Here is an 11,141-nt window from a genome sequence, read left to right as displayed (position 1 = left end):
GGCTCACGTCTGCAAGTGAGATCCGGCCTGGGTGTCCTTGATGCAGAACTCTACTCGTGCTCTCGTGGTTACGTCCGTCGCGTTGTTCCTTTCTGTTCTCGTGTGGTTCAATTACTCGGCTGTACTCCCGTTCGTTGTTGAGGAGTGGGAACTCTCCAGTACAGAAGCAGGAGTCGTCTTCGCTGCCTTCCAGGCTGGCTATCTCGTTGCGATTGTCCCAGCAGGATGGCTCTCCGACCAGTATTCACCACGCTGGGTAATCGCAATCGGTTCTGTTGGAACTGCAATACCAAGTCTCGTGTTCGCCGGAGTGGCCGATGACGTTGTTGTCGGTACCATCCTGCGGTTTGTATCAGGTGTGTTCATCGCAGGCGTCTACATTCCAGGTATGCGATTCATCAGTGGCTGGTACTCCGAATCCACAAGAGGTCGAGCACTCGGTCTCTATATTGGAACCTTCGAACTGGGTTGCCTCGTTGCACCGCTAATTGACGGTAGTTTCAGTCCTTCTGCGTTTGGTTTTCGTGAAACTCGTAAGGAATAGGGCGCTGTCTGGCGATATGAGGTCGAAGCGATCAACCATACGACAGTGTAAGCATCTTGCCAAAGAGCACGTTGACAATCCAGATGAACCCGCTGCGCCGACTGGCGACAGCGGGTTCGCTGAGTGGGTACAGATCACTCTCATTCTCCTGCACACAGAGCTCAACAAGAGCTTTCGAGAGACAGAGGCGTGGTTTCACGACTCCAAACCACTTCATGAAGAGCTCAAACTATCGAAAACGCCGGACCACACGACACTCTGCCGATGGGAGCAGAATGTTTCAATGCGAGAGCTTCGAAGCCTGCTGCGCCGAAGCGCGCAGCAGGCTGGCTGGTCAGGAACCGCAGCTATTGATGCCAGCGGCTTCCAGCGAGATCAGACAAGTTGCTACTATCGTACCCGAGCCGACTTTTCATTCCAGAAAATCAAGACTACCGTACTGGTCGATACGGACACATTAGCCATTAGAGACGCCCATTTCACCACGAAACGGAAATGGGACGGCCACATTGGGCTGCAGGTCTATCGGCGCAACGCCGATGACCTGCAAGAGCTACTGGCGGATGCGAACTATTCGTGGGGGTATTTTCGTGGCGAATGCCGCGAAGGAAATACGCGGCCAGTGATCAAACACAAAGAACACAATGGACTAAAGAAGGCTCATAACGCCCGAATTGACGATGATACGTACAACCAGCGAACAATGAGTGAGACAGCGTTCTCCATGCTCAAGAAGGACGGAGAACGGTTACGCTCCCGAACGTGGCACGGCCAGTTCCGGGAGCTCACTCGTAAGTGCATCGTGCACAACCTATCGCGGGCGGCGAGCTGAGCCTCGCCGCCCGCTCCTTCTTCGAATGTATGTTTTAGAGGTATCGCTGTCATCTATCTGAACCTCCCAAGAATATAACACAGTTCTGATAGTTCGAAACGGCTTTGATTCTCTCAACATGCGGAATATGTGTTTGAGAATCTGGATTGCTGACGCTTCTACGCGCAGAATTTAGCATATCAGTTTCTCAATACGGCAGCCGTCTTGCGATCAACGGAGCAAACTGGGTAGTGGTTTATCGTTTGTATTTGCAACAGTAGCCGCAGAGGCCGTCAACTGGCGACTTGCCATCGCCGCCACCAGCATTGGCGCGTTATTTGTTGCACCCTTAATTTTGGGATTTACACGGGACAATCCGGACCGGAAATCGTCTGATACAGTCATATTCGACCGGTCATTATTTTTGAACCGCGACTTCCTCGCCGCAGTCAGCGCCTACTCATGGCACAACTGGGAACTGTTCGGGCTCAGAAATTGGTTATTACCCTTTTTGATCACGTCTTCAGCCTTCGCAACTGTCGGGTCAGCCATCGCTCCTGGCCTCGTTGTCGGTGGGACGATCATTATGGGTGGATTCGGTAATATTGCAGGTGGGTTGCTCAGTGACCGCATAGGACGACTTCGCACCATCGCAGTGGGTCTTGGAGGCGGTGTTGTGCTGAGTGCGGGTTTTGGGGGATTGGGGTCGCTTCCGTTTATGATACTAATTTTAGTGACTTTGTGCTATGGATTCATTATTTCTGTGGATAGCGCCCCAACATCAACGCTCGTAACGGAGGTCGTTGCAGACGACCATGTTGGAAAGGCCCTCTCTATCCAGTCCTTGGCTGGGTTTTCCACTACGGTCGTCTCTCCGGTCGTGTTCGGTTTCGCGCTTGACCGTAGTGGATATGCCCTCGCGTTTCCGACGCTAGCTGTTGGGGCGTTGTTTGGATTACTATCGGTTACCATCCTTGCCTATAGGCGGAACCGCTGAGTAACTGGTATGAGAAAATCGGGGAGATCTAGGGTATGGTAACGGAGAAGCATTCAGAAAATAAAAATGTTGAGATTATATTACTTTGGGATGTGGACGGTATCTGTAGTATGTTCCCTTGGTTGTCTGTCGAAGAGAAGGAGTTCTTGGCCGTGTCGTGTCTAGCGTCTCGTAGTGGCACCAACCTGTGAGACTCGTTATGCTGTCTTCCGCCAGATCGCCCAGCAATCCTACGTCGACTGGCCAACGTATGATTCTACCCCACTATTCGATCGGTCATCCCTCCCAGCGCTGAAATCGGACGTCCGCGTTGTCGCAGAAGCGTGGTTCAACCAGAATGAACACGAGACCGTCGAACCATTCGTTCGCGCATTGCCGCTGGCATACGTCCAGTTCGATGCACACGACCGTTACGCAGAGTCGACAAGCTACAAAATGGAGACGCTATTTCGGCTGTTCCTGCTGAAAGAATGCCACGGCTGGAACCATGAGACCACCCTCGTCGAATACCTCACCCACCACCCCAATCTCTGCGAACAGATCGGCCTGGGATCGGTTCCGAACCAGTCCACACTGTGGCGGAGCTGGCACCACCGCTTCACTGCTGATCTCCAAGAGACCGTCGAGACCACAGCTCAAACGATTCTCATCAAAGCTCAGAATGCGGGTGTCGCGGTTCCACGTGAACCGGATCGAAAGCTTCAGTACCATGACGACGATCGTGAGGACTCAGAGCCCGACGATCAATTAGTCCTAAAACAAGCTGAGGAAATTACTGACTATGTCAGCCACGTCGTCTTCCCCGCGTTCTCACTGAACCGTGGCGAGGGCTGCGAGATCCATGAGAACGCCTACTGGAGCTTACAGACGTATCTAGGGCTCCGTGAGAATCTGGCCGCCAACGAGGGTGCTCGAAGCTTTGTTTACGAATCGGATCGGGACCGGACGCCGTTGGGTCACGCTCATCGAGAACAGATTCGTAACCTTACCATCGCGGAGATAAGGAAGATGTACCGGCAGACTGTCAAGCGGCTTCTGACCGAAGTCGCGGGGACAGAGCAGTTCTTCCGCGCAGGGATCGTCGCCATCGACATCACCGAAGCCGACCCTTTCACCGGGGATAGAACGGGCAACGAGGACGAAATAATTGGGACGAAAGAGAACACCGACGAGTACGCCTATCAGTGGGCGACGATCCAACTGGTCGGGAACGCCGTTCCCATCGTACTGGATGCGCGGCCAGTCCGACGGGGTGAGTCACGGAAAGAAATCGTCGAGGATCTCCTCGACTCGGCCCAGGACCTCGTTCACGTCGATAAAGTGCTGATGGACCGGGAGTTCGATAGCCAGCACGTGTTGGAGATGATTAGTCAGCGCGGGCTCTCGTACGTGGTTCCGAAGCGGATGCAGACAAGCGAGAAAGCCCAAGCAAAGCGGTTGTTCCAACGGGGTCAGGACAGATACGAAACCGACCGGAAGCTCCATCTTGGGAAGAACGAGTGGCACGAGACGACGCTAATCTATCGTCGGAAAGAGAACTCCGAGCATGACGATCACCGGCAGTACTCGGTGTTCATGGCGAATCGAGGCAGCGGACACCTCACCGAGTACGGGTACCGGTGGGAGATTGAGAGTGGCTACAAATCGATCAAGCGATTCATGGCCGCGACGACGTCGAAGGATTTCGGGCTACGGTTCTTCTACTTCGCATTCGCGTGTCTCCTGTACTCGATCTGGCGGGCAGTCGATCTGCTCGTCCAGGTCGAACTGACTGGTGAGTACGAACATTCGCCCATTGTGACAGCAGATAACACGCTGACGTTGCTCAAGAAAGAGACGGGAATCGGCTAGGGAAGCCCCTTACTCCGATTGAACGCGATTTCCCAGTGGCGACACTGGCGGGCGACTCAGGAGATCAGTTCCTCGTCGTGATCATAGCAGGAACAAGCAGCTGTGAAGCGATTCGCGAGCGTTCCAACGAACCACATCCACAAATATCGCGCATCACAGCGCCTCTATAACGCACGTAGTCTCAACTTCCAAACGCAGACAGTAGTTGAGACCGGCCCTCTCAATGCATAGGATTAGATTCGACGGTTGAACGCCAATTGTTTTCCCCGCTACCCCCCTCGGTTGAGTTGTATCGATCGCCGAGCACGTCGCAGGCCGTATGTACAGACAGTAACCTATGCCACTCGCTCAAATCCTCGAACAGTACATCAGTCTGGGCATCTTCGTCCTCGCTGCAGGGCTCAGCGTCCTTAGCTTCCTTGCGTGGCGACGGGAACGTGATGTTCGTATGCGGATCGTCACGCTCGGATACGCGATGTTCGCCGTCTACGGACTCATCGTGTTTCTCGAGTATCTGTTGCTCCCGTATTTCCCGAACGCTACCCTGGAATTACTCGAACACGGGAGTGCGATCCTAATTCTCGCTGGCCTCCTGGCATTCTTCATCGCTTTGACGCGGGACTGAGCAATGTCGGATCCGAACCTCGAACTGGCCTCCCGGCGGACGATCTACCAGCGGATAGCCGACACGCCGGGCGTTCATTTCCGCGCGCTCCTCGACGATCTCGAGTACGCGCAGGGGACGCTCCAGTATCAGCTGCGGTGGCTCGCTGACGAGGGCCTGATCGATGTCTCGGATGACGGCAAGTACACGCGGTACTATCCGTCTACCGAGTTCGACGAAGCCGATCAGGCAGTGATGAACGCGCTGCGACGAGAGTACAGTCGCCGTATTCTCGCGCACCTGCTCGCGGACGGCCCGCTCTCGACGACCGAACTGAGCGACCGCATCGACAAGGCCCAATCGACCGTCTCGTGGCACCTCTCGAAGCTCGCCGAAGCCGAACTCGTGACGAAAGAGCGCGACGGCCGAAGTGTCGTCTACGAGGTCAGCGATCCCGATCGCGTCAACTACCTCTATACGATTTACCGGCGCTCGTTCACGGACAAAGTCGTCGACCGTATTCTGGGCCTCTGGGACCGCTACTAGTTCGGGGTCGCGTTCGATGGGAGCCCTCGAAGCACCAGCAGGCGCAACAGGAGCACGTACACGAGAAACGCCACCGAGGGGCCCAGCAGGGGACGGACGAGTCCAGTCAGATCAGTCCCGATTGCGGCCGCGTGAATCGTCCCGAACGCGAACCCAGCGTACGCGAACGAGTGGACGACGCGTGGCCCCCACGGTCGCTGGAAGCGTTTTGCGTCAGTAAATCCCAGCACCGCGACGACGAGCATGAGCAGTGCCCCCGCACCCACGATGACGCCACCGAGGAAGTACGGCATCGAGTATGCCGGCGCCGGAACCTGTCCAGTGACGACGAACCATGCATCGAGTACACCGAGTCCCGCGTGTAGCAACGTGACGATCATCGCGAACACGGACAGTTCAATATGGATACGTCGGGCACCCTCGTGGAGCACGCCGAACGACTCGGTGTTATAGAGAATACCCGTGAGGACCGCGAAATACAACGCCGGATACGTCACGAGTGCGGCACCTCGGTCGAGGAGCCAGACGAGTTGTGACATTACGATGCCCCCGTCGTTTCGACAACATCGGGACAGCCGTCCGCGTCCTGGAACCCGTTTTTCCTTTCCGGTCGTGTCGGACACTTATCGGCGGAGTCGTTGATACCATCCCCGTCGTAATCAGCTGGGGCCTGTCTCGTCGAAACGGTCTGGTCGACGAGGTCGCTTTGTTTTTGTTCGGTCGCTTGGGCGGCACGCACGTCTCCGATCTGCCAAAGAGCAGGGACAGCCACCACTAAGACGACCATCGCCACGACAGTGATTCGTTGCTTATGTGTCCAAGACATGTGTCTCAAAGCCATCTGTCGTATGAAAGACGCCATCGTGGATGATGAGCGCCTCTAGACCCTCCCATTCCGATGCTAATTCGCGTGCCTTGGCAAGTGGGAGTGCCGCGAGGGTCGTCGCCAGGGCGTCGGCTTCCATACAGTCTCGGTGCGCCACGACGGTGACCGATTCATGGCGAGAGCCGAGCGATTCGGTGGTCGGATCGTAGACGTGGTCAGTGCCGTTTCGCGACCGTCGGTATCCGCCGGATGTTGCGACATACCAGTCTGTGTCGAGGATCTTCAGCGGTGTGTCGTCACCGTATGGGCTCTCGATGGCGACCGGTCCCGTCGGTGGAGACATATCCCCACCACCACTGACGAACCCGCATCGGCCGAGTCCCGTGAGCGTCTCGGCGGTTCGATCCACGATGTATCCCTTGGCGAGGCCATTCAGGTCGAGTTCGACGTCGGTCGTGACGTGCGACCCGCTGGTTCGGACAGTTCCGGTATCAAACTCCGTTGGTGGTGTTTCGCTGTCACCGCGCAGGAATGTTTTGAGGGTGTGTTCGACGCGGCCCTGATGAATATCGAACACCCCGTCGGTCCGGTCGTTGTATTCGATTCCACGGCGAACGATTTGGGCAACGTGTTCGTTACTGACTTCTCCTTCACGGTTGAGCTGGCTGACGGCACTCGCCTCATCGAAGGCGTTCAGCTGGGCTTCGAGTGATTCAGCCGTTTTTCGGGCCGCAGTTGTCCCAGCCTCGGCCCGAACGCCCGTCGCCTGAATCCGAAACGTCGTGTCACAACACTCGAACTCGCGTTGGGTGTCCCCGAACCGTTCGTAGACCGATGCGAGCGATCCCATCATCTCGGTCACTCGTCCTCTTCGTGTTCTTCGTCCTCGTGTTCCTCTTCGTATTCTTCCTCGTCGTCTTCATTTTCGTCTTCTTCATCCTCGTCGTCCTCTTCATACTCCTCGTGTTCTTCGTCTTCGTATCCCGACTGTGTCTGGACTGCTGGGGTGAACTCCTGATTTGGCGTCGGCGCATCCGAAGCGGCCTGTTGTGCTGCATCCGACGCCGTTGAACCGGGTGAGTCATCTTGCTCGCCAACTTGCGCGAGTCCCCCACCGGGAATAGCAAGGGCCCCGGCAACACCGGCTGTGAGAAGCGCACCGACGAGCGTGAAGGCGACGAGTGTGTTCTTCGGGACGGGAACGCGCATGATTAGCTACCTCTCAGTTTCGAACCACTATCCTCGGCGTGTCGGTCGTTGCGTTCTGCCATTGCAGATAGAGGGTTGAGACAGCCGTAGTAAGGCGTTCGCGTCCAACCATCGAATGTTCGTACAGCTATCGAATCTGTTCAGGACGTGAAGTAAGTTCTGAGAACCTATGTCACTCGGTTACTAGGCATCCGGTGCAATCAGTGCTCTGTCTAATCCTGTGCATGCAAACGATTCGATGGTTGTACGACGATTCGATAGATGGACGCGAACGCTATTTTGTAAACGGTACCTATGTGGGATTGTGATGCCACGCAATAAGATAGCCAGTATCGCCCTCGCTACCCTGCTCATATTGAGTGCAGGCGCAGCAGCAACTGGTTCCGTCAGCGCCGCGCCCGCGAACCAAACAGCAGATGCTGATCAGGAAACGAACAGTACTACGACGTGGACGAGTGAGATGGGAATAGAGTCACTCAGCGGACTATCGCTATTTGATTCGCTCGGAGCGCCCTTTTCGGATGATAGTGCATCCGATAGCTTGACTGTCGACACCCCAAGTGAGACCATCGATATCGACGATCTCAACGAAACCGACACCGACGATCTCAACGAAACCGACACCGACGATCTCAACGAAACCGACACCGACGACAATTCGGATTCAGAGGATGCGGTTTCTGACGACAGCTCCAACGAGAACGAAGGTGACGAAAGCTCTGATGAGGATGACGCCGGCGATCCTGATTCAGACTCTGACTCCGACGACCAGTCCGACGATGATGACTCCGACGACCAGTCCGACGATGATGACGAAGATTAGCTGATACCGGATCAAACCTATCCGCTATTGTATAGTAACCGTCTGCAGGCACAGTAGTCCCGGGCACCTGCGTTGAGCCCTTCGTATTATGCCAGAATACTGTGTGGACGCATACGATTCGATGACTGGACGCGAACACACTTTTTGATACCGTACCCACAGCTGGATATGTATAATCGATTATCGCAAGTCGGTCTCGCCGTTGTGCTCATTCTGGTCGTTAGCGGAGTCGGCGCTGTTCAAACGGAAGCATCGCCAGCGACGGGTGAAAATGGAGTCGTAAATAACCTTGACGCAACAGAACAGTCACTCTCCCCTGTTGCGGACGTTGATGAATGGGATGGTGAGGAAGAAGAACGTGAAGATGCAGAGGATTCGGACGAAGATGAGACAGGCGCTAGTCTGATTGGAGATTGGTGGGGCCTTGGTGGCGAAGTGAGTGAGGCCCCGTACATCGGTGTGGTTGAAGCCGGCGTTGTCTTTCTCGTCGTCGGTGTCCTCGGGTACAGTCTTGCAAAGCGAAAGCGATTCCTGCCGGTGCAATACCGTCGGTATCAGTTACAGACACACCAGTGGATTGTTCTCATCGGGACGGCACTAACGCTGCCACACTTCATTGCTGTCGAAGAGTGGGAAGGCCTCGGTCTCGCAGTTGCTGTCTTACTCGGTGTAGAGGTGGCGAGTGGCCTGTACGGTCGATATCTACATCGACACGTCGTCCGGCGTGGACGAGGAGACGAGACACCGTCAGTCGTTGGCCGTGTGCTGACCGTCACCAAAGAGACTCTCTTTTCACGATGGCGACGAGTACACGTCTTGCTGACTGTTGTCACTGCTATCGTCCTCGTTCTCCACATTATCACCGCAATCGGTGACTGACCTTTTCGTGGTCTCGACTCAGCCTGATAGTAGAGGAATGACGGTAAAGTTTGAATTGGCCCGTTTCGGACAGTGCCGCACATCTTTCGGTGGAGAGGAGTCCGTACACGAGTCAGGGGCATGGAGTTCTAGTGGTTCCGAGTGACACTTCCCGCCGTGATGTCTTTCGACGAATCGCTCAACGCCCACACGTTGATTGGCCGGCCTACGACTCGACGCCACTGTACGACCAAAGTTCACTGACAGCGCTCACAGAGGATATCCGGACCGTCTCGGGGATCTGGTTCGAACACAACGCCCACGACTCAGTTGAGGGGTTCGTCTGTCAGTATCCACTGTCCTACGTGGAGTTCAGTCCCCACGACCAGTACCCGGGTTCGACTCAATACGAGATGCCACAGCTCTTCAGGGCATTCCTGCTGAAAGAGATACACGGCTGGGGCCACGAAACCGCGCTCGTCGAGTATCTCCGGCAACACTCAGAAACCCGTCGCTCGCTCGGGTTTGATTCCGTTCCCGACCAGTCGACACTCTGGCGCAGTTGGAACAAGCGCTTCAGTGCCGACCTCCGTGAGACAGTCGAGAGAACGGCTCGGACGATCCTCATCAACGCACAGAACGCCAGTGTTGCGGTTCCCCGTAACCCGGAACGGAAGCTCCAGTACTATGATGACGAGTCTGAGGCGACCGATCCGGACGACCAGACTGTTTTGGCAGAAGCAGCGAAGATCAGCGATCACGTCAGCCGTGTCGTCTTCCCGGCGTTCTCGCTGGACCGTGGCAAGGGGTGTGAGATCCACGAGAACGCCTACTGGGGCCTGCAGACATATCTCGGACTTCGCGAACGGCTGGCTGCGAACGAAGGGGCTCGTAGTTTCGTCTACGAATCAACTCGGGATCGGACGCCGCTGGGGCATGCCCATCGGGAGCAGATTCGAGACCTCTCGATTGACCAAGTGCGAGCGATGTACCGACAGGCCATCACTCAGCTCCTGAACGAAGTTGCGGAGACAGAGCAGTTCTTTCGAGCCGGAATCGTCGCGATCGACATTACCGAAGCTGATCCTTTCAAAGGTAACCGCACGGGCCACGAGGATGAGATCATCGGGACGAAGGAGAAGACCGACGAGTATGCTTACCAGTGGGCGACCGTCCAGTTAGTCGGCAACGCCGTCCCGCTGGTCCTCGATGCCCGCCCGGTACGGAAAGGCGAGTCACGACTAGAAATTGTCGATGATTTGCTAGATTCAGCTGAAGAGCTCGTCCACGTCGATAACGTGCTGATGGACAGGGAGTTCGATAGCCAGCACGTCTTGGATATGATCAGCCAGCGCGGGCTCTCCTACGTCGTTCCCAAGCGGATGCAGACCAGCGAGAAAGCCCAAGCCAAGCGGTTACTCCAACGGAGTCAGGACCGCTACGAGACCGACCGGAAACTCCATCTCGGAAAGAATGAGTGGCACGAGACGACGCTGATCTACCGCCGGAAAGAGGACTCCGAGCACGACGACCACCGGCAATACTCGGTGTTCATGACGAATTGCGGGAGTGGGCACCTTACTGAGTACGGGTATCGGTGGGAAATCGAGAGCGGGTACAGATCGATAAAGCGGTTCATGGCGGCGACGACGTCGAAGAATTTCGGGCTACGGTTCTTCTACTTCGCATTCGCTTGCCTGTTGTACTCGATCTGGCGAGCTGTCGATCTGCTCGTGCAGGTTGAGTTGACGGGTGAGTACGAACACTCACCCATTGTGACGGCCGACAATACGCTCACGCTGCTGAAGAAGGAGACCGGAATCGGATAGAGAGATCTCTGTCCGGGGCAATCGGATTCCTGAGTGGCAACGCTGTCGGGGATCTTGGAAATTCACCGGTCTAGTTGGTAGTACGACACGAGAAGACTATCGAGAGTAGATCCGAAGCAGTTTCGCCTCGAAAGTTCGCCCGAAACCACGCATCACAGCTCCGCTAAAACCACTGTAGTCTCAACTCCCCACGTTTTCGGGATATAGAGCGTCTACAAACGAATAGCGGTCGAATCAGACGAA

Annotated in this window: 13 protein-coding genes; 9 read left to right on the top strand and 4 right to left on the bottom strand. The window is 55.7% G+C overall.

Annotated elements, in window-relative coordinates; genetic code table 11:
* Positions 1-40 precede the first annotated feature (40 nt).
* The 6 genes from RBH20_RS20530 to RBH20_RS20505 all read left to right on the top strand — a co-directional run bounded on the left by RBH20_RS20530 (position 41) and on the right by RBH20_RS20505 (position 5,353).
* Positions 41-544: an MFS transporter gene (locus tag RBH20_RS20530; RefSeq protein WP_306712183.1), complete on the top strand. Its 504-nt coding sequence runs from the start codon at positions 41-43 to the stop codon at positions 542-544.
* Positions 545-560: 16 nt separating this feature from the next.
* The gene (locus RBH20_RS20525; protein ID WP_306712181.1) at positions 561-1,376 is read left to right on the top strand and encodes an IS5 family transposase; all 816 of its coding nucleotides are present in this window, start codon (positions 561-563) and stop codon (positions 1,374-1,376) included.
* A 403-nt stretch (positions 1,377-1,779) separates the two neighbouring features.
* Positions 1,780-2,352, top strand: coding sequence for an MFS transporter (locus tag RBH20_RS20520; protein WP_306712179.1), 573 nt, complete (start codon positions 1,780-1,782; stop codon positions 2,350-2,352).
* 174 nt (positions 2,353-2,526) lie between these two features.
* A complete protein-coding gene (locus RBH20_RS20515; protein ID WP_306712177.1) occupies positions 2,527-4,203 on the top strand; it encodes a transposase in 1,677 nt (558 codons plus the stop codon).
* Between the two features lie 337 nt (positions 4,204-4,540).
* Positions 4,541-4,828, top strand: a complete 288-nt coding sequence (locus tag RBH20_RS20510) for a hypothetical protein (RefSeq protein ID WP_306712175.1) — start codon at positions 4,541-4,543, stop codon at positions 4,826-4,828.
* A gap of 3 nt (positions 4,829-4,831) precedes the next feature.
* Entirely contained in the window at positions 4,832-5,353 is a 522-nt protein-coding gene (locus RBH20_RS20505) for a metalloregulator ArsR/SmtB family transcription factor (RefSeq protein ID WP_306712173.1), read from the top strand.
* Here RBH20_RS20505 and RBH20_RS20500 read toward each other — a convergent pair.
* From RBH20_RS20500 to RBH20_RS20485, 4 genes are read right to left on the bottom strand one after another with little or no spacing between them, the layout of a single operon-like run.
* Positions 5,350-5,892 carry a hypothetical protein gene (locus RBH20_RS20500; protein WP_306712171.1) on the bottom strand — a complete coding sequence of 181 codons (543 nt, stop codon included), beginning with the start codon at positions 5,890-5,892 and terminating at the stop codon, positions 5,350-5,352. The two genes, RBH20_RS20505 and RBH20_RS20500, sit on opposite strands and share 4 nt — an antisense overlap.
* Positions 5,892-6,179 carry a hypothetical protein gene (locus RBH20_RS20495; protein WP_306712169.1) on the bottom strand — a complete coding sequence of 96 codons (288 nt, stop codon included), beginning with the start codon at positions 6,177-6,179 and terminating at the stop codon, positions 5,892-5,894. The genes RBH20_RS20500 and RBH20_RS20495 overlap by 1 nt, the downstream gene beginning before the upstream one ends.
* On the bottom strand, positions 6,163-7,032 hold the full coding sequence (locus tag RBH20_RS20490) for an FAD:protein FMN transferase (protein ID WP_306712166.1): 870 nt from the start codon (positions 7,030-7,032) through the stop codon (positions 6,163-6,165). Before RBH20_RS20490 ends, RBH20_RS20495 begins: the two co-directional genes overlap by 17 nt.
* A 5-nt stretch (positions 7,033-7,037) precedes the next feature.
* Positions 7,038-7,388 (bottom strand): hypothetical protein, encoded by a 351-nt coding sequence (locus RBH20_RS20485; RefSeq protein ID WP_306712164.1) that lies wholly within the window; start codon positions 7,386-7,388, stop codon positions 7,038-7,040.
* Between the two features lie 307 nt (positions 7,389-7,695).
* Here RBH20_RS20485 and RBH20_RS20480 point away from each other — a divergent pair, with 307 nt between their 5' ends.
* The 3 genes from RBH20_RS20480 to RBH20_RS20470 all read left to right on the top strand — a co-directional run bounded on the left by RBH20_RS20480 (position 7,696) and on the right by RBH20_RS20470 (position 10,898).
* Positions 7,696-8,211 (top strand): hypothetical protein, encoded by a 516-nt coding sequence (locus tag RBH20_RS20480; protein ID WP_306712162.1) that lies wholly within the window; start codon positions 7,696-7,698, stop codon positions 8,209-8,211.
* A gap of 168 nt (positions 8,212-8,379) precedes the next feature.
* A complete protein-coding gene (locus RBH20_RS20475; protein WP_306712160.1) occupies positions 8,380-9,090 on the top strand; it encodes a hypothetical protein in 711 nt (236 codons plus the stop codon).
* Positions 9,091-9,221: 131 nt separating this feature from the next.
* Entirely contained in the window at positions 9,222-10,898 is a 1,677-nt protein-coding gene (locus RBH20_RS20470) for a transposase (protein WP_306712158.1), read from the top strand.
* Positions 10,899-11,141: the final 243 nt, after the last annotated feature.

It is taken from the genome of Haloarcula sp. H-GB4, assembly GCF_030848575.1.
Lineage (GTDB): Archaea > Halobacteriota > Halobacteria > Halobacteriales > Haloarculaceae > Haloarcula.
Note: the sequence above shows the minus strand (reverse complement) of the source record. Positions and strands in the feature narration are given on the sequence as shown.

Bases quoted from the DNA above. Each gene is read 5' to 3' on its own strand.
- RBH20_RS20510 (WP_306712175.1), top strand. From the start codon at position 4,541: ATGCCACTCGCTCAAATCCTCGAACAGTACATCAGTCTGGGCATCTTC.
- RBH20_RS20500 (WP_306712171.1), bottom strand. From the start codon at position 5,892: ATGTCACAACTCGTCTGGCTCCTCGACCGAGGTGCCGCACTCGTGACG.
- RBH20_RS20490 (WP_306712166.1), bottom strand. From the start codon at position 7,032: ATGATGGGATCGCTCGCATCGGTCTACGAACGGTTCGGGGACACCCAA.
- RBH20_RS20485 (WP_306712164.1), bottom strand. From the start codon at position 7,388: ATGCGCGTTCCCGTCCCGAAGAACACACTCGTCGCCTTCACGCTCGTC.
- RBH20_RS20495 (WP_306712169.1), bottom strand. From the start codon at position 6,179: ATGTCTTGGACACATAAGCAACGAATCACTGTCGTGGCGATGGTCGTC.
- RBH20_RS20505 (WP_306712173.1), top strand. From the start codon at position 4,832: ATGTCGGATCCGAACCTCGAACTGGCCTCCCGGCGGACGATCTACCAG.
- RBH20_RS20525 (WP_306712181.1), top strand. From the start codon at position 561: ATGAGGTCGAAGCGATCAACCATACGACAGTGTAAGCATCTTGCCAAA.
- RBH20_RS20475 (WP_306712160.1), top strand. From the start codon at position 8,380: ATGTATAATCGATTATCGCAAGTCGGTCTCGCCGTTGTGCTCATTCTG.
- RBH20_RS20480 (WP_306712162.1), top strand. From the start codon at position 7,696: ATGCCACGCAATAAGATAGCCAGTATCGCCCTCGCTACCCTGCTCATA.
- RBH20_RS20530 (WP_306712183.1), top strand. From the start codon at position 41: ATGCAGAACTCTACTCGTGCTCTCGTGGTTACGTCCGTCGCGTTGTTC.